The sequence below is a fragment of the Kribbella pratensis genome (assembly GCF_004366075.1).
GTDB classification, from domain to species: Bacteria; Actinomycetota; Actinomycetes; order Propionibacteriales; family Kribbellaceae; genus Kribbella; species Kribbella pratensis.
Map to the genome: position 1 here is coordinate 777140 of NZ_SODU01000002.1, position 16358 is coordinate 793497.

The 16358-nt window shown below is 68.2% G+C and carries 19 protein-coding genes; 9 read left to right on the plus strand and 10 right to left on the minus strand.

Features of this window, described 5'->3' with window-relative positions; all coding sequences use genetic code 11:
* Nucleotides 1-17: 17 nt before the first annotated feature.
* Entirely contained in the window at nt 18-377 is a 360-nt protein-coding gene (locus EV137_RS18825; RefSeq protein WP_134130175.1) for a hypothetical protein, read from the minus strand.
* 17 nt (nt 378-394) lie between these two features.
* Between EV137_RS18825 and EV137_RS18830 the strand changes: the two genes are divergently transcribed.
* Nucleotides 395-1162, plus strand: a complete 768-nt coding sequence (locus EV137_RS18830) for an SDR family NAD(P)-dependent oxidoreductase (protein ID WP_134130176.1) — start codon at nt 395-397, stop codon at nt 1160-1162.
* Here the strand turns inward: EV137_RS18830 and EV137_RS18835 are convergent.
* From EV137_RS18835 to EV137_RS18845, 3 genes are all read right to left on the minus strand, one after another.
* Nucleotides 1152-2054, minus strand: a complete 903-nt coding sequence (locus EV137_RS18835; protein ID WP_134130177.1) for an FkbM family methyltransferase — start codon at nt 2052-2054, stop codon at nt 1152-1154. The two genes, EV137_RS18830 and EV137_RS18835, sit on opposite strands and share 11 nt — an antisense overlap.
* A gap of 98 nt (nt 2055-2152) precedes the next feature.
* Nucleotides 2153-2947, minus strand: coding sequence for an ABC transporter permease (locus EV137_RS18840; RefSeq protein WP_134130178.1), 795 nt, complete (start codon nt 2945-2947; stop codon nt 2153-2155).
* Nucleotides 2944-3885, minus strand: coding sequence for an ATP-binding cassette domain-containing protein (locus tag EV137_RS18845; RefSeq protein WP_238175411.1), 942 nt, complete (start codon nt 3883-3885; stop codon nt 2944-2946). Before EV137_RS18845 ends, EV137_RS18840 begins: the two co-directional genes overlap by 4 nt.
* Nucleotides 3886-3980: 95 nt before the next feature.
* Between EV137_RS18845 and EV137_RS18850 the strand changes: the two genes are divergently transcribed.
* Complete coding sequence (locus EV137_RS18850; RefSeq protein WP_134002128.1) at nt 3981-4754, plus strand: TetR/AcrR family transcriptional regulator; 774 nt, start codon at nt 3981-3983, stop codon at nt 4752-4754.
* On the opposite strand, the gene EV137_RS18855 is transcribed toward EV137_RS18850, so the two are convergent.
* The 3 genes from EV137_RS18855 to EV137_RS18865 form a co-directional block, all read right to left on the minus strand.
* A complete protein-coding gene (locus EV137_RS18855; RefSeq protein ID WP_134130179.1) occupies nt 4740-5342 on the minus strand; it encodes an FMN reductase in 603 nt (200 codons plus the stop codon). The two genes, EV137_RS18850 and EV137_RS18855, sit on opposite strands and share 15 nt — an antisense overlap.
* Nucleotides 5339-6451 (minus strand): LLM class flavin-dependent oxidoreductase, encoded by a 1113-nt coding sequence (locus EV137_RS18860; protein WP_134130180.1) that lies wholly within the window; start codon nt 6449-6451, stop codon nt 5339-5341. The genes EV137_RS18855 and EV137_RS18860 overlap by 4 nt, the downstream gene beginning before the upstream one ends.
* A gap of 181 nt (nt 6452-6632) precedes the next feature.
* The gene (locus EV137_RS18865) at nt 6633-6968 is read right to left on the minus strand and encodes a tetratricopeptide repeat protein (RefSeq protein WP_238175412.1); all 336 of its coding nucleotides are present in this window, start codon (nt 6966-6968) and stop codon (nt 6633-6635) included.
* A gap of 121 nt (nt 6969-7089) precedes the next feature.
* Here EV137_RS18865 and EV137_RS18870 point away from each other — a divergent pair, with 121 nt between their 5' ends.
* Together EV137_RS18870 and EV137_RS18875 are read left to right on the plus strand one after the other, a co-directional pair.
* Nucleotides 7090-7392: a hypothetical protein gene (locus EV137_RS18870; protein WP_134130182.1), complete on the plus strand. Its 303-nt coding sequence runs from the start codon at nt 7090-7092 to the stop codon at nt 7390-7392.
* A complete protein-coding gene (locus tag EV137_RS18875; protein ID WP_134130183.1) occupies nt 7389-7679 on the plus strand; it encodes a hypothetical protein in 291 nt (96 codons plus the stop codon). The genes EV137_RS18870 and EV137_RS18875 overlap by 4 nt, the downstream gene beginning before the upstream one ends.
* Before the next feature lie 70 nt (nt 7680-7749).
* On the opposite strand, the gene EV137_RS18880 is transcribed toward EV137_RS18875, so the two are convergent.
* Entirely contained in the window at nt 7750-8625 is an 876-nt protein-coding gene (locus EV137_RS18880; protein WP_134130184.1) for an aldo/keto reductase, read from the minus strand.
* Nucleotides 8626-8776: 151 nt separating this feature from the next.
* Between EV137_RS18880 and EV137_RS18885 the strand changes: the two genes are divergently transcribed.
* A complete protein-coding gene (locus EV137_RS18885; RefSeq protein ID WP_238175413.1) occupies nt 8777-10300 on the plus strand; it encodes an alkaline phosphatase D family protein in 1524 nt (507 codons plus the stop codon).
* Nucleotides 10300-11109 carry a polysaccharide lyase family protein gene (locus EV137_RS18890; RefSeq protein WP_134130186.1) on the plus strand — a complete coding sequence of 270 codons (810 nt, stop codon included), beginning with the start codon at nt 10300-10302 and terminating at the stop codon, nt 11107-11109. The genes EV137_RS18885 and EV137_RS18890 overlap by 1 nt, the downstream gene beginning before the upstream one ends.
* A gap of 2 nt (nt 11110-11111) precedes the next feature.
* On the opposite strand, the gene EV137_RS18895 is transcribed toward EV137_RS18890, so the two are convergent.
* Complete coding sequence (locus tag EV137_RS18895) at nt 11112-12692, minus strand: alkaline phosphatase D family protein (RefSeq protein WP_134130187.1); 1581 nt, start codon at nt 12690-12692, stop codon at nt 11112-11114.
* A 186-nt stretch (nt 12693-12878) separates the two neighbouring features.
* On the opposite strand from EV137_RS18895, the gene EV137_RS18900 reads away from it, so the two are divergent.
* Genes EV137_RS18900 through EV137_RS18910 form a run of 3 tightly spaced genes read left to right on the plus strand, consistent with a single transcriptional unit; the run spans nt 12879 to nt 14426 of the window.
* On the plus strand, nt 12879-13109 hold the full coding sequence (locus EV137_RS18900; protein ID WP_134002147.1) for an antitoxin VbhA family protein: 231 nt from the start codon (nt 12879-12881) through the stop codon (nt 13107-13109).
* Complete coding sequence (locus EV137_RS18905; protein WP_134130188.1) at nt 13106-13924, plus strand: Fic/DOC family protein; 819 nt, start codon at nt 13106-13108, stop codon at nt 13922-13924. Before EV137_RS18900 ends, EV137_RS18905 begins: the two co-directional genes overlap by 4 nt.
* A 19-nt stretch (nt 13925-13943) precedes the next feature.
* Nucleotides 13944-14426 (plus strand): GNAT family N-acetyltransferase, encoded by a 483-nt coding sequence (locus tag EV137_RS18910; RefSeq protein WP_134130189.1) that lies wholly within the window; start codon nt 13944-13946, stop codon nt 14424-14426.
* Nucleotides 14427-14849: 423 nt separating this feature from the next.
* On the opposite strand, the gene EV137_RS18915 is transcribed toward EV137_RS18910, so the two are convergent.
* Nucleotides 14850-16289, minus strand: a complete 1440-nt coding sequence (locus EV137_RS18915) for a diguanylate cyclase domain-containing protein (RefSeq protein WP_134002153.1) — start codon at nt 16287-16289, stop codon at nt 14850-14852.
* Between the last annotated feature and the right edge of the window lie 69 nt (nt 16290-16358).

The following is a 16358-nucleotide window of genomic DNA, read 5'->3' on the forward strand; positions in this document are numbered from 1 at the left end:
GCCGCCGTACGGCGCGTTCAGCTCAACGCCAGCGCCACGATTCCGAGGATCGCGGCCAGCGCATCCAGAAGCTCGACCAGGCGGTCGCCCAGCGGGATCTTCCCGTCGTACTCCCAGTAGGTCGTGTTCTGGTCGAAGGTGAACGTCACTCCACGCGCCGTCGCCAGGCACCCGCCCGCCGCGACCGCCCCTCCGAGGAGCAGGCCCAACGGCACCGCAACAGTCGTCGGTGTCGCTGTCGTCGCGAGGACGAGCGCGACCAGACAGCCGAGCCCGGTGACGATGAGGCATCGCCTACGGACGCGACTCACCAGGCGCAGCACCACCGCACCGGCCGGCCAGGCGACATACGCGGCGAGCAGAACGGAACGCGGCACTAGGAGAGGATAGGCGTATGGGATATCTGGATTTCAGGGATCAGGTTGTGGTGGTGACCGGGGCCAGTAGTGGGATCGGGGCTGCGGCGGCGGTCGGGTTCGCGGAGACCGGGGCGACTGTCGCGCTGCATTACCACCGCAACGAGGAGGGTGCGAAGCACACCGTGGGCGCCGTGCAGACGGCCGGCGGTACGGCGTCCCTGCACCAGGCGGATCTCGCCGACTCGAAGGCCGCGGACGCGTTCGTCGACGAGGTGCTCGCGCAGCACGGGCGGATCGACGTACTGGTGAACAACGCCGGCGACCTGGTCCACCGGTCCGCGATCGCCGACGTACCGGACGAGGAGTTCCACCGGATCCTGGACGTCAACCTGACCTCGGTGTTCGCGCTCTCCCGGCGGATCGTCCCGGTGTTCCGGGCACAGGGCGGCGGCTCGATCATCAACGTCACGTCGATCGCCGGACGCACGGGCGGGGCCGGCGGGTCGGTGGTCTACGCGACGTCGAAGGGCGCGGTCAGCACGTTCACCCGCGGTCTCGCCAAGGAGCTGGCGCCGGAAGGCATCCGGGTGAACGCGATCGCCCCCGGCGTGATCAAGACCCCGTTCCACGACCGCCATACCGCCGACGCCCAGATGCAGGCCATGCTCACCACGATCCCGATGGGCCGCACCGGCACCCCGCACGAGTGCGTAGGCACCATCCTGTTCCTGGCCTCCGACAGCATGTCGTCCTACGTCACCGGCCAGATCATCGAGGTCAACGGCGGCCAGCTCACCCCCTGAGCTCCGGCCTGAAGACCGCGTTCCGATCCAGCACCTCGCCGGTCGCCCGGTAACCACATTCGTCCAGTACGGCGTGCAGCCGCGCGCTCGACTCGCTGCGCTTGTCCTCCACGAGCAAGGCGCGTGGCTGCAACCGCTTCAACGTCCTGGTCGCACCGGTGAGCGCAGCGATCTCGGCTCCTTCGATGTCGAGCTTGACGACGTCCAGCCGGTCGAGGGCATGCTCGCGCGCCCAGTCGTCCAGCCGTACGACCGGCACCTCCTGCACGACCTCACCGTCGCCGTACAGCGAACGCACACCGGCGTCGGCCTCGTCGTACCGGCTGTCCGCCTTGAGCGACGCCAACTCCCGCCGCTCGCCCAGCGCCATCGGCACAACCTCCAGCCGTACGTCGTTGCGCGCGACTCCCGCCTCCAGTTTCGCCACGCTGTCCGCGGCCGGCTCGAACGCGATCACCCGTCCGCCGCCGAGCTCCTTCAACCGCTGCGCCGCCGCCAACGCATGGATGCCGATGTTCGCTCCCACGTCGAGTACGAGGTCCCCGCGCCGCAGTTCGCTCCGCAAGAACCGCCGTACCGCCGGCTCGTACCGTCCTGCGTAATACAGGACCGCCTGCAGGTTGTCCCGCAGGTCCAACTCCAGCTGCACCCCTTGCCGCCGCACCTGCACGGTCGCGGCCCAGCGCGGCGAAATCTTCACCAGCCCCGGATTCGCCCCCGCCAACCGCGGCGACACCCGCAACGCAACCCGATGCACCCCCGCATCGGTCACCCCCTCCACCATCCCCACCATCCGAGCAGTACGACGGGCGACGCCGGGGCCGGCCAACCGCTCAACCGCGTAGGCCAGTCCCCAGGCGCGCCGCCGTACCACTCCATCCCGGACGTCCACTCTCAGCCGTTACCCCAAGAACGCCTCGCATACTCGCGGCGGCTGTTCCACCGCCCGCTCCCGTCGAGCCCGTGAGGGGTCTTCGCCGGCCTTGGTGATTACCGTGACAAGGTGCGGAAGCGGTGTGCTGACAGCGGCAGGAAGATCGCTGTCAGCACCAGTGGCGCGATGAGCGCGGCGAGTCCTGCGTGGGTGCCGATCCAGGTGGCGGTGGCTGATGGGTCGGGGTTGCCGAACAGGGCGCGGGACGCCGTGGCGGTGGCGGACAAGGGGTTCCACTGGGCGACCGTGCCCAGCCAGTCCGGCATCGTCGACGTCGCGACGAACGCGCTGGACAGGAATCCCACCGGCCACACCAGCACCTGCACCATCGTCACGCTCTGTGCGTTCTTCACCGTGAGACCGATGAAGATCCCGACCCACAGCAACGCGAACCGCAGCAGCAACAGCAGCCCGAACGCGGCCAGCGCCGACGGCAACCCTTCGTGCCACCGCCAGCCGAGCACCAGCCCGGTCGCGGCCAGTACGACGAGCGTCACCAGCGAGTCGAGCATGTCCGCGACACACCGCCCGAGCACGACCGCCGCCGAACTCATCGGCAGCGACCGGAACCGATCTGTCACCCCCTTCGAGACATCGGTCGTGACCGCGGTCATCGTGCCCTCCAGCCCGAAGAGCATCGACAGCGCGAAGATCCCGGGCACGAGCAGCTCGTAGTACGACGAACCCTCCGGGAACTCCATCGCCCCACCGAGCAGCCCGCCGAACATCAGCAGCATGAGCACCGGGAAGAACCACGTGAACAGCACCAGCCCCGGCTGCATCCGCCAGTGCATCAACGTCCGCCGCGCGATCGTCCAGCTGTCGGCGAGCGCCCATCCAAGGCCCGTCATGCCGCAGCTCCGGTCAGGTGCAGGAAGACCTCGTCCAGCGTCGGCCGCCGCAACGTGAGGTCCTCCGGTTCGATCTTTGCCTCGTGCAACGAGTTCGCCATCTGCACCAGAGCTCTCGTCCGATCCTTCACGGGGATGCTGATGCGTACGTCGGTCACCCGGACCTCCCCGTCCGCCAACGGCCCGGCCAGCTCCACGACACGTGGCACATCGGCCGGATCCGCAACGACCAGATCCAGCCAGTCCGACCCCAACTGCGTCTTCAACTCGTCCGGTGTCCCTTCCGCGACGACCTTCCCCTCCTTGAGCATCGAGATCCGGTTCGCCAGCTGATCCGCCTCCTCCAGGTACTGAGTCGTCAACAACACCGTCGTACCGCCGTCGACCAGCTGCCGTACGGCGGACCACACCTCGATCCGCCCGGCCGGGTCGAGCCCCGTCGTCGGCTCGTCCACGAACAGCACCCGCGGCGCCACGATCAGACTCGCGGCCAGATCGAGCCGCCGCCGCATCCCGCCCGAGTACTTGCTCACCGCCTGCCCCGCCGCCTCCGTCAGGCCGAACCGCTCCAGCAATTCGTCCGCCCTGCTCTTCGCATTCCTCAGATGATTGAGCCGCCCGAACATCACCAGGTTCTGCCGCCCGGTGAGTACCTCGTCCACCGCGGCGTACTGCCCGACCAGTCCGATCCGCCGCCGCACCTCCGCCCCTTGCCGTCGTACGTCGAACCCCGCGATCGTCGCCGTACCGGAATCCATCTCGAGCAGCGTGGACAGGATCCGCACCGCTGTCGTCTTACCGGCGCCGTTCGGGCCGAGCAGACCCGTCACCGTGCCGGCCGTGACCTCCAGGTCGAAGCCGTTCAGCCCCGCCCCCTCCGTGCCGCCCCGGTAGTTCTTCCGTACGCCGACGGCCTCGATCACTCGCTCCGTTGCCACTTCCCACCTCTCGGGTCGTTGAGCCGTAGAGTGTACCGTACATTGTACGGCTCAGGTACGATGCATCCAACGACGAGCGGTGGAGGAAGGTTCCCGTGGCGGGAAGGAAGGCGGCGGCACCCGATCCGGCGCGCAGTCTGGCGCTGCTCTGGGGGAGTCACACCAAGCCTGGCCGCTCCGGCCTGACGGTGCGCGCGATCGTCGACGCGGCGATCGCGCTCGCGGACGTCTCCGGGCTCGAGGCGCTCTCGATGCGGATGGTCGCCGAGCGGCTGAAGGTCGGCACGATGTCGCTCTACACGCATGTCCCCGGCAAGGGTGAGCTCACCGACCTGATGTTCGACCAGGTGTACGGCGATCTGTATGCGGACCTCGACGAGCCTTTGAATCAGCCCGGCGGGTGGCGCGGCGCGCTCGAGTTCATCGCCCGCCGCAACTGGGAGGTACTGACCGCGCACCCGTGGATCCACGAGGTCCCGACGATGCGTACGGCGCTCGGCCCGAACATCACGCGCAAGTACGAGACCGAGCTACGTCCCCTGGACGGCTTGGGCCTGACCGACGTCGAGATGGACTCGGCCCTGACCCTCGTCCTCACCCACGTGCAGGGCACCGCCCGCGCCGGCGCCGAACAACTCCGCACCCAACGCGACTCCGGCCTGTCGGACGAGGAGTGGTGGCGTCAAATCTCCCCGACCCTCACCACGGTCATGTCCGGCACGCATTTCCCCACCGCCGGCCGAGTAGGCACCTCAGTAGGCGAACACTTCCAGTCCGCCATGGACCCCGCCCACGCACTGACCTTCGGCCTAACCACAATCCTCGACGGCCTCACCCCGCTGATCACCTCGCGATCAGCTGTTCAGTAGGTCCTCGAACGGGGTGGGGTTGTTGAAGGGGTCGGTCGCGGTGGGGGTTTCGTGGTGGAGGGCGGCGACGAGTTCGCCGGCTGCTTGGGTGATGCGGGGGCGGAGGCCGGCGGCGTTCGGGCCCCAGTCGGTGGAGGCGGCGTACACGCCTGTTGGGACCGGAAGTGCCTTGAGGTAGGCGAACAGCGGTCGTAGGGCGAACTCCAGAACCAGGGAGTGGCGTTCGGTGCCGCCGGTTGCCGCGAGGAGGACGGGCTTGCCGGCGAGGGCCTGGTCGTCGAGTACGTCGAAGAACATCTTGAACAGGCCGGAGTACGACGCGCTGAACGTCGGACTGACCACGATCAGCGCATCGGCGCCTGTCACGGTCTCGAGCACCTCGCGCAACGAGGCCGACGGGAAGCCGGTGAGCAGGTTGTTGGTGAGGTCGTGGGCGTGATCGCGGACCTCGATCAGCTCGATCCGCGATCCGATCCCGCGACCGGACAACTCGTCCCGCACAGCCTCCGCCAGCTGGTCGGCCAGCAGCCGGGACGACGACGGCGTCGTCAGCCCAGCCGTCACAACCGCGATGACCTTCTCGTTCATCGACTCGGCTCCTCGATCGTCTCCAGGTCGTGGGCGCGCTGCGCCGCGGCCTTCAGGGAAGCATGGGTCGGCGCGTCCGGGACATGCGCCGGCTTCAGCGCCGCGAACTCCTTCCGCAGCACCGGAACGACCTCTTCGCCGAGGATGTCCAGCTGCTCGAGCACCGTCTTCAGCGGCAGCCCGGCGTGGTCCATCAGGAACAACTGCCGCTGGTAGTCACCGAAGTGCTCCCGGAACGACAGCGTCCGCTCGATCACTTCCTGCGGGCTCCCGACCGTCAGCGGCGTCTCCCGGCTGAAGTCCTCCAGCGACGGGCCATGCCCGTACACCGGTGCGTTGTCGAAGTACGGCCGGAACTCGCGCACGGCGTCCTGCGAGTTCTTCCGCATGAAGATCTGTCCACCGAGTCCGACGATCGCCTGGTCCGCGGCGCCGTGCCCGTAATGCTCGAAGCGCTGCCGGTACAGGTCGATCATCCGCTTGGTGTGCGTGATCGGCCAGAAGATGTTGTTGTGGAAGAACCCGTCGCCGTAGTACGCCGCCTGCTCGGCGATCTCCGGCGACCGGATCGAGCCGTGCCAGACGAACGGCGGTACGTCGTCGAGCGGCCGGGGCGTCGACGTGAAGCCCTGCAGCGGCGTACGGAACTTGCCTTCCCAGTCGACGACGTCCTCGCGCCACAGTCGGCGGAGGAGTGCGTAGTTCTCGACCGCGAGCTGGATGCCGTTGCGGATGTCCTGCCCGAACCACGGGTACACCGGGCCGGTGTTGCCGCGCCCCATCATCAGGTCCACCCGGCCGTCGGCCAGGTGCTGCAGCATCGCGTAGTCCTCGGCGATCTTCACCGGGTCGTTGGTCGTGATCAGGGTCGTCGATGTGGACAGGATGATCTTCGACGTCTGCGCGGCGATGAACGCGAGCTGGGTCGTCGGCGACGACGGCACGAACGGCGGGTTGTGGTGCTCGCCCTGCGCGAACACGTCCAGTCCGACCTCTTCGGCCTTCAGCGCGATCCGGACCATCGCCTTGATCCGCTCGCCCTCGCTGACCGTGGTCCCCGTCGTCGGGTCCTCGGTCACGTCCCCAACGGTGAACACCCCGAACTGCATCCGTCCTCCTCGGCTCGAGTAGTTCACTATTAAACTACTGATACTCGACAGAACACCAATCGTCGGCGAGTCATTCCGGACCTGTAGCACTCACCAAACAGCAACGCCGACCCCGCGTCACGCTCGCGCGCAGCAGGATCGGCGTTGTTTCTCGAGGTTGGTGAGTGGCGCAGGTCCGCCCTCACACCGTGTGATGTTGCAGTAGGTCGTCGTCACCGGTCAGGGCGGCGGCGATGCGGCGGTGTTTGCCGGCCTCCTCGCGGCGGGAGAGCCGTTCGAGGGTGCGGGCCAGCATCAGGTGCGCGTAGTACTCCGTCGGCTCACGTTCGATGACCTCGAGAAGATGCTCCTCGGCGGGCTTCAGCAGAGCCGCGTGGTAGTACGCCCGCGCCAGCAGCAGTCGCGTCCCGACGTCGTCGGGAGTCTCGTCGACCACTGGCTTGAGCGCCCGGATCACACCTCGGTAGTCCCGCTCCTCGAAGAACTGCTGTGCCAGTCCGTAGCTCAGTGCTCGCATGTCTTCCATGCCCCAGCCCAACGCTTGGAGAGGCCGGGATATGCCGGGCGGGCGTTTCACAGAGTCACGGGCGGGCACTGAGTGTAGTGGTCAAACGATCGCTTCACCAAGGAGGAAGCACATGACCAGGAGATGGAGTGGTGCCGTACGACGAACCGCGATCAGGGCCGCCGTCGCGGTCGCGGCCCTCATGGCCCTCACGGCAAGCGCGGTCGTGCCGGCTTCGGCCGCTGGGCCTGCCGGGTCGTCGGTGGCGACCCAACAGCCCGACCCGACCGAGTGGATGGGGCCGTTCTACACGTCGTGGCACTGCAACGTGGTCCTCGCCCTGCGCGGCGACGACGGCCCGTGCCAGTTCAACCCGAGTCCGCCCACGACCACGTGGGGCTGGTGGTACCGCTTGGACAAGGAGGAAGGTCGATGAACTGGAGACGGAGTGACGCTGTACGACGAACCCTCGCCGGGACCGCCGTGGCGCTCGCCGCGGTCACGGCAAGTGCAGGCACAGCGAGTGCGGTCCCGTCCGCCGTACCTTCTGGGTCGTCGGTGGCGATCCAGCAGAGCGGTGACGAGGGCTGGGTGGGACCGTTCTTCACGCGATGGTCGTGTGAGGTCGTTCTTGCCTCGACCATTCCGCCCGACGGCAACGTCTGTCATTTCAACCCGAGCCCGCCACTCACCACCCTGGGCTGGTATTACCAGATCCCCTGAGCCCGAACCGGGCCGCCGGTCAGGTCGCGTCGAGCGTTGCGACCTGACCGACGGTACCGAGGCCCGGGTTTCAGGCGGCGTCGAGTGCGGCGACCTGCTCGGCCGTGAGTTGCAGATCGACTGCGGCGTACGAGTCGCGGATCGTCTCGGGGCGGCTGGAACCCGGGATCGGGATCACGTGCGGCGACTTCGCGAGCATCCACGCCAGCGTCAGGCGTTGCGGCGAGACGCCCAACTCCGCCGCCAGCGTGTGGAACGCGGGGTGCTTCGCGCCCAGGTCGCCGGCCCGGCTGATGCCGCCGAGCGGCGACCAGGGCAGGAAGGCGATGCCGAGGGAGTCGCACAGCTCGAGCTCCGGCTCGCTGGACCGGAAGGCCGGCGAGAACTGGTTCTGCACCGACACCAGCCGCCCACCCAGGATCTCCTGGGCCTGCTTGATCTGCGCTGGGTTCGCGTTCGAGATGCCGGCCATCCGGATCTTGCCGGCGTCGAGCAGATCGCGGATCGCGCCGATCGAGTCCTCGTACGGCGTCTTCGGGTCGGGCCGGTGGAACTGGTACAGCCCGATCGCCTCGACACCGAGCCGCTTCAGCGACGCCTCGGCCGCCTCGGCGAGGTACTTCGGGGACCCGTTCTGCGTCCAGCTCCCGTCGCCGGGCCGGAGGTGGCCGCCCTTCGTCGCCACCAGGACGTCCGAGGTGTCACCGCCGTACGACGCCAGTGCCTTGGCGATCAGGCTCTCGTTGTGACCGTCGTCGGTCGCGGTCAGGTGGTACGCGTCGGCGGTGTCGATCAGCGTGATCCCGGCGTCCAGCGCGGCGTGGATGGTCGCGATCGAGCGGGCTTCGTCGGGCCGGCCCTCGATCGACATCGGCATCCCGCCGAGCCCGATCGCGGACACCTCGACGTCACCGATCCTGCGGGTCTTGTTCGTGTCAGCTGCCATAGGTCCAACCTCCCGCGCGCGGACTGCGAAATCCAACAGGAATCTCCGCAGGGATTCAGCACCACGAGTGGTCAATGTAGTCAAGGGCTTACAAATAGAAGTGTTGTTACGTAAGAATATGGCGGAACTCGCCCGAGGAACGGAGCCGCCAGTGCCGTCCCGTCGTACCTTTCTCCAGCTCACCGGCCTGAGCGCGGCCTCGGTCGCGCTCGGCATCTCCGCGCCGACCGCGGCCGACGCCACCCCGGCCCGCCCGATCCCGGACGGCGCGTTCGCGCTCGGCGTCGCGTCCGGCGACCCGCGCACCGACGGCTTCGTGCTGTGGACCCGGCTCGCCCCCACCCCGCTCGCCGTCGACGGCCACGGCGGCATGCCGGCCGGTGAGGTGCCGCTGCAGTGGGAGGTGGCCGAGGACAGTCGCTTCCGGACCGTCGTACGGCGAGGGCTCGCGATCGCCTCGCCCGACCTGGCGCACGCCGTCCACCCGGAGGTACGTGGTCTCCGGCCGGGTCGCGAGTACTTCTACCGCTTCCGCGTCGGCACCCAGGTCAGTCCGGTCGGCCGCACCAAGACCCTGCCGGCGTACGGCGACCAGTTCACGTTCGCGACCGCGTCCTGCCAGGCCTGGTACCACGGTTACTTCGCCGCGCATCGCGACATCGCCCGGCGCGCCCCGGATGCGGTGTTCTTCCTCGGCGACTACGTCTACGAGTACGGGATCGTTGCCGGTGACAACCTTTGGCGCGCGGGCGTCACGGTCGGGCCGGAGCACGGCGTAGAGATCGAGACGCTGGAGCAGTACCGCTTGCGCTACAGCCTGTTCAAGACCGACCCCGATCTCCAGGCGGCGCACGCGGTCGCACCCTGGTTCCTGGTCTGGGACGACCACGAGGTGCAGAACAACTACGGCGCCGCCAACTCGCTGTACGGCGTACCGCCCGAGCTCTTCGTCCATCGCCGTGCCGTCGCGTACCGCGCGTACTACGAGAACGCGCCGCTCGCCCTCGGCAGCCTGCCGCAGGGTCCGGACGGCCGCATCTACCGCCGGTACGACATCGGCTCACTCGCGAGGGTCCATCTCCTCGACACCCGCCAGTATCGCGACCCGCTGCCCGTCGACGAGGCCGATCGCGTCTCCGAGAAGCGCACGATCATGGGTGCCGAGCAGGAAACCTGGCTGTACGGCGGACTTCGCTCCTCGCGCGCGCCGTGGAACATCGTCGCGGGCGGCGTCGTACTCAGCGCTGTCACCGACGATCGCACCGAGCAATGGGACGGCTATCCGGCGAACCGCCGCCGCGTCCTCGAGGCGATGGGTGGAGCCGGGACGTCGGTGATGCTCACCGGCGACATCCACCGCCACGTCGCGTCGGAGCTCAAACTCGACTTCGCCGACCCCGCCTCGCGGACCGTCGGAGTCGAGCTCGTCTGCTCGTCGGTCGGCTCGAACGGCGACGGCACCGACACCGACATGTACGCGAAGGACTGGCTGCAGCACCCGTACATGAAGCTCTACAACGCCCGTCGCGGCTACGTGCACAGCACGATGACGCGCTCCGAGCTGACCACCGAGTTCGTGAACTTCCCGTACATCCAGGCCGACGCGAACGCTCAGCCGAACGTCGTCGCCCGCTTCCGCACGCCCGTTGCCGATCCCCGCCTGGAGGCACTGTGATGCGTCGACCACCAGCAATCACCGGCCTACGTGGCGCCGGCGGCATCAGAATCGTGACGCTCGACTGGAAGCCCGTCTCGTGGGCGACCGTCGTCGACCACTACGCGGTGTACGCCGACGGGACCCTGATCGGCAAGACCGTCTACCCGCACTTCGTGCACCGCGGCCTCGGCTTCACCGGCGTCACGAGGTCGTACTCGGTCGTGACGGTCGATGCTGCAGGCAACCGGTCCGCACAGTCGCCGGCGACGGCGGTCGCGAACCTGACGTCCGTCACGATCTCCGGTACGCCGATCGCGACGGTCGGCACGTTCGACGGCAAGGGTTCCGAGTTGGCCCTCTCGCCGAAGGGCTACGCCCAGTACCCGACCCGCTTCCCGTCGGACGTCGACTACACGTTCGGTACGTCGACCCCGGCCGCGGACTGGTCCTACCTCCTGCCCGGTCCGGCGGACAAGTGGGCCGGCACGAAGAACCACCGCGCCGCGTTCCGCTTCGACCTTCCCGCCGTACCCGAACAGGATCTGGATCTCGCACTCTGGTTGATCGACAGCCACGCCAGCCTCGCGGCCTCGGCGCTCCTGACGATCAACGGCGCCGAGGCCGGTCGCCTCACCTTCGCGAACGGCGCCACCAAAGGCTCGACCATTGCCGACAGTACCTACCCGGGATCGCCGCTCAAACCGTCGTACCTCGAGCTTCCGTTGCCGAAGGCCCTCTTCCGCCCCGGGCAGAACACCCTCGAACTCTTCAAAGACCAAGGTTCTTGGATCGCCTACGACGCCCTGGGGGTGTTCGCCCGACGTTAAGGTCAGGCGGAGTGGACGTGCGGGCGGCGGTCCTCGACGACGTACGTCGCGCGCGTGCTGATCGGAGCGCCCGGCGTGTCGACGTACGGCACGACCCGGAAGTCGTTGCGCCACTCGTGCTGGTCGATCGTCACGCGCGAGTAGCCGCGCTGTGAGTTGAAGAACTTCAGGTGCGGGTTCGCGGCCAGGAACTGCCGACCCTGGTCCGTCGTGTCGGCGCCGTTGCCGCCGCTGGTGATCGACGTACCGACGAACTCGGTGCCGACCGTCGCCGAGTCCGGGTTCGCGAAGTCGCGCTTCAGTTCGAGCGCGTAGTTCTGGTGCCGGTCGCCGGTGATCACCACCAGGTTGCGGACGCCGCTGTCCTGCGCGGCCGCGAGCACCTTGTTGCGCTCGGCAACATAACCGTCCCACGGGTCCAGCCAGACGTGGGTCTCCGGGCCCGGCGTCCAGTCGGTCTGGCCCATCGGGGTCTGGTTGCCGATCACCTGCCAGCGCGCCTTCGAGCGGCGGAAACCGTCCAGCAGCCAGGCGCGCTGCTTGCCGCCGAGCATCGTGTTGTCCGGGTCGAACCGGTCGTCGCACGTGGACGAGTCGCCGTCACCGCACGGCTGGTCGCTGCGGTACTGGCGGGTGTCGAGGATCGTGAAGTCCGCGAGCCGGCCGTACGGGAGCCGGCGGTGGTAGCGGATGTCCGGCCCGGACGGCATCTGCTCGTGCCGCACCGGCAGGTTCTCGTACATCGCCTGGAACGCCTGGGCGCGGCGGGCGCGGAAGACGGCCGGGTCCTGGTCCGGCTCGGTGTCGAGCTGGGAGAGGTCGCCGGCCCAGTTGTTCTCCACCTCGTGGTCGTCGAACGTGTGGATCCACGGGTGCGCGGCGTGCGCGGCCTGCAGCGGAGCCTCGGTCTTGTACAGCGAGTACTGCAGCCGGTATCGCGCGAGGTCGAACGTCTCGGTGTGGAATCGCGGGTCGGTGGTCACGCCGCGCTTGTTGGTCTTCACGCCGGACTCGTACAGGTAGTCGCCGAGATGCACGACCAGGTCGAGGTCTTCGTTGGCCATGTGGTCGTACGCCGTGAAGTACCCGTCCTGCCAGGCGTTGCAGGACGCGAACGCGAACCGCAGCTCGCGCGGGTTCGCCAGCGGGTGCGGGGCGGTCCGGGTCCGGCCGGTCGGCGAAACCTCGTGACCCGTGCGGAAGCGGTAGTAGTACACGTGGTCCGGCAGCAGGCCGCGGACCTCGGGGTGGACGCTGTGCCCGAGTTCGGGGGTTGCGACGACGCTTGAGCGCCGTACGACGTGGCGGAAGTTCTCGTCGTACGCGACCTCGTACTCGACCCGGACCGGGCGTGCGGGCATGCCGCCCTTCCCGTCGACGGCGTACGGATCGGTGGCCAGACGGGTCCACAGCACAACGCCGTCGTACTGCGGATCGCCCGAGGCGACCCCGAGCGTGAACGGGTTGCCGGTGCCGGACGGGGACGCGTACGTGGTCGAGGCGTCCCAGGCCCCGGTGCCGAGCAGTACGGCGGCGGCGCCCGTACCCCCGTACCCGAGGAAGCGACGGCGGGACACGGACATGGTTCCTCCAGATGACGGGCGGGTCAGCGGTGTTGATCGGATTGGGCTGTCAGTGTTCAGGCGGCGGGTGGCGGTGGCTTGACGCGGAGGTTAACGACTCAGTTCGGTAAATTAACGAGAGTGAACGGTAGGAACCGGAGCTTCGCTAGGCTGACCGGAATTGCCGACTACACGGGGAGCTGACCGATGCCGTACGAACCGTGCCGCTACGCGCGCCGGTGGCCGGACCTGTTCGACCAACTCGACGACGAGCAGAAGCAGCGGGTCAGCGACGCGCTGGCGAACAACCGCCTGGAGGGCTGGGAGCCCGGCCGGGACGACGTCGCCGATCTGATCGACCGCGAACTGGGCCGGATCGACACCGCGGAGTACATCCGCCGGACGCTGTCGAAGGTGACCGACGGCGGACCGGCGTGACCGAGGAGGTCTCGCCGGAGGAAGCCGCGGAGGCCGCCGCCAGGAAGCAGCGCTGGGACGCGTACTTCTGGGAGCCGGGCAGCTGTCTGAAGAACAAGCTCGACATCAAGAACCCGATCGAGCTGCACTTCGCCGAGTACAAGCTGCGGGCCGTCCGGCAGGGCGAGATCGACCGCGGTGAGGTCGACATCCCGCGCACGTACGACAAGGCGCACCTGCAGGCGATCCACAAACACATGTTCCAGGACGTGTACGACTGGGCCGGGAAGTTCCGGGACGTGAACATCTCCAAGCAGGGCAACCCGTTCGTGCCGGCCGATCGCCTGGACAAGTGGACCGACAAGGTCAGTGCGAAGGTCAAGGACAAGGACTGGTCGACGATGTCGCGCGAGGAGTTCGTGCAGAGCATCGCCGAGGTGTACAGCTACCAGAACCTCACGCACCCGTTCCGCGAAGGAAACGGCGCGACCGCCAAGCAGTTCATCAGCCACGTGTCCGAGATGTCGCCCTACCGCCTCGACTTCGACCGGGTCGAGCGGGACGAGTGGAACGCGGCGTCGAGTGCGTCGTACCCGGAAGACCTGCAGAAGAGCACGGACCCGGACCCGCGGAAGATGTACGCCGTCTTCGACAAGCTGACCGTCGAACGCGGCTCCGTCGTGCGCGCCGACCCGGAACTGGCAGCCGCCCTCCAACTGCAGAACGAGACGTACGCCGGAATCGACGAGTCCGAGCAGATCGACGTCGACGACAAGCGTCCAGGCACCCACGCCGTCGAGCTGGAAGCCGAGGCGGAGGCCGAGCACCAGACCTGACCGGTGCAGGATAGGCCGTATGCAGACCGACGAACGCATCCGCCGTGCCCGGCCGGAGGACATCCCGGCGATCGTGGAACTGGTGTACGCGCTCGCGGAGTACGAACGTGCTCCCGAGGAGTGCCACCTGACCGCGGACCAACTCCGGACCGCCCTCTTCGGCGACACCCCCGCCGCGTTCTGCCACGTCGCCGAACACGAGGGCCAGGTAGCCGGCTGCGCGATCTGGTTCCTGAGCTTCTCCACCTGGCGCGGCGTCCACGGCATCTACCTCGAAGACCTCTTCGTCCGCCCCGAAACCCGCGGCACCGGCCTCGGCAAAGCCCTCCTCACCGCCCTCGCCCAGGAATGCGTCCGCAACAACTACGAACGCCTCGAATGGTCCGTCCTCAACTGGAACACCCCCGCCATCGACTTCTACAAGTCCCTAGGCGCCAAACCCCAAGACGAATGGACCACCTACCGCCTGACCGACGAACCCCTCAAAACCCTCGGCTCATAACCTGAGCAGGAGACGCTAACCCCACGCGCCGAGCGACCGTCCCGGCGCGAAGGTGAAGGGTGGGGGTTGGGGAGTCCTGCCTACCCAGATCGGGCAGTAACTCTCCCCACCCCGGAGACAGATCCAACCAACCACAGGCCTTGGCACACCACTCGGGACAGGCGGTGGTGGGGCGGGACCTGCTATTGCCTGTCCCCAGTCACCAGCACCTGTCCCCACCCCCGCCGCCGCGTCGCGAACGGTCGCGCGCCAGTCGCTCGACGGTGTGCAAGCTCGACAGGTAGAGCACCAGGGAGACGCCGTACGCAGGAGCACATTCACGCTCAGGTGCACTACCCGGCCACCCGACATCTCCTGTTCAAAATGCATGCGCCCTTCACTGCATCGCCTCAACCATCCGCACCGCGAGCCGAACCCCCACTCCTAAAGGCGGCGGTTCTTGGCGGTGTACATGGCCTGGTCGGCTTCGTGGAGGAGGGCGTCCAGGTCTGTGGTGGTGGGGGTGATGGGGACGGTGCCTACGCTCGTGGTGACCTTGACGGCGATGTTGGGGAGGGGGCGGCTGACGGCGGTTTCGAGGCGGGTGATGAGGGTGGCGAGGTCGTCGGCGGTGATGTCTTCGGCCAGTACGGCGAACTCGTCGCCGCCCAACCGTGCAACGGTGTCGCCGTGGCGGACCGCCGTACTCAGCCGGGTCGCGATCTCGCGGAGTGCGCGGTCGCCGGCCTCATGCCCGTAGCCGTCGTTGACGAGCTTGAAATGGTTGAGGTCGCAGAACAGCAGGGCTCCAGGGCGGCCCGTGGCCCGGGTCTGCTCGAGGACTTTCGTGAAGCGGTGCTGCAGGAGGCGCCGGTTCGGTAGGCCGGTGAGCGGGTCGTGCGCGGCGTGGTGCCGGAGTTCGCGTTCGGCGTCCTTGCGGGCGGTCACGTCGTCGATCTGGACGAGCAGGATCCGCGGCCGCCCGGCGCCTTGCGTGACGAGTGCCGCCGTACCGGCGAGCCAGATCGCGTTCCCGCTCGGCTGCGTGAACACCCGCTCGAAGCGGTACGTACCGTTGCTAGCGGCAACCTCTTCCAGCTCGCTCCGGGTCTGATCCGGCTCCTCGTCGCGCAGGAAGCTCACCAGCCGCGTCCCGAGCAACTGGTCCGGCGTGTAGCCGGTGATCCGGCAGAACGCGTCGTTCACCCGCAGGATCCGGCCCAGCTCCGGCCCGTCGAACGCGACCGTCGCCATCCCGTTCCCGGCGCCCTCGAAGACGAGCCGGAACGTCGCCTCGCTCGCCTCCAGCCGGGTCTTCTCGGCCAGCAGCCGATCGGTCAACCGCGCCTTGTCGATCGCCAGCCCGGCCTGGGTCGCGAAGATCTCCAGAAGCTCCCGATGGATCGGACCCGGCCGGCGCTGGTCCTCGGGCAGGTCGACCGACAGCATCCCGACCAGGTCGCCGTCCGACGAGTACAGCGGCGCAAACAGCGCGTCCAGCGGATGCCACGCGTCCGGCGCGTCGGACACCGGTACGTCGGGCACCCAGCCGGTCACCTCGCCCTCCGGCAGCCGCTCGTGCGGGACGAACCGGAGCTTGCCCCACGCGTCCGCGATCGCGAACTCGGCGTCGAACAGGTCCGACGCGCTCACCTTCCCGAGCAGCGCCGCCCGGGCCTCCGGCGACCCGGCGACGGCGATCACCTCGAACTTCCCGTCCGGGTGCCGGATATTCAGGACCGCGATGCCGAAGCCGAGCCCGTTCACGACGCCGTCGACGACCGCCTGCAGGGTTTCGGCAAGGCTTCGCCCGGCCCCCATCCGCGCGCTCACCTCGTACAGGCGACGGACGGCAGACAGCCGGACCGATGGCTCGTTCTGCACTCGTTGAGAATAGGCCGATTTCACCGGGGGTGAGCACTCGTATCCACAGCTGACCCGGTTAAGCGTTTG

What these genes read in the sequence shown, in the direction of transcription:
- EV137_RS18830 (WP_134130176.1), top strand. Translation starts at nt 395, where the DNA reads ATGGGATATCTGGATTTCAGGGATCAGGTTGTGGTGGTGACCGGGGCC.
- EV137_RS18890 (WP_134130186.1), top strand. Translation starts at nt 10,300, where the DNA reads ATGCGTCGACCACCAGCAATCACCGGCCTACGTGGCGCCGGCGGCATC.
- EV137_RS18865 (WP_238175412.1), bottom strand. Translation starts at nt 6,968, where the DNA reads ATGCGAGCACTGAGCTACGGACTGGCACAGCAGTTCTTCGAGGAGCGG.
- EV137_RS18870 (WP_134130182.1), top strand. Translation starts at nt 7,090, where the DNA reads ATGACCAGGAGATGGAGTGGTGCCGTACGACGAACCGCGATCAGGGCC.
- EV137_RS18855 (WP_134130179.1), bottom strand. Translation starts at nt 5,342, where the DNA reads ATGAACGAGAAGGTCATCGCGGTTGTGACGGCTGGGCTGACGACGCCG.
- EV137_RS18840 (WP_134130178.1), bottom strand. Translation starts at nt 2,947, where the DNA reads ATGACGGGCCTTGGATGGGCGCTCGCCGACAGCTGGACGATCGCGCGG.
- EV137_RS18875 (WP_134130183.1), top strand. Translation starts at nt 7,389, where the DNA reads ATGAACTGGAGACGGAGTGACGCTGTACGACGAACCCTCGCCGGGACC.
- EV137_RS18860 (WP_134130180.1), bottom strand. Translation starts at nt 6,451, where the DNA reads ATGCAGTTCGGGGTGTTCACCGTTGGGGACGTGACCGAGGACCCGACG.
- EV137_RS18910 (WP_134130189.1), top strand. Translation starts at nt 13,944, where the DNA reads ATGCAGACCGACGAACGCATCCGCCGTGCCCGGCCGGAGGACATCCCG.
- EV137_RS18880 (WP_134130184.1), bottom strand. Translation starts at nt 8,625, where the DNA reads ATGGCAGCTGACACGAACAAGACCCGCAGGATCGGTGACGTCGAGGTG.
- EV137_RS18895 (WP_134130187.1), bottom strand. Translation starts at nt 12,692, where the DNA reads ATGTCCGTGTCCCGCCGTCGCTTCCTCGGGTACGGGGGTACGGGCGCC.
- EV137_RS18900 (WP_134002147.1), top strand. Translation starts at nt 12,879, where the DNA reads ATGCCGTACGAACCGTGCCGCTACGCGCGCCGGTGGCCGGACCTGTTC.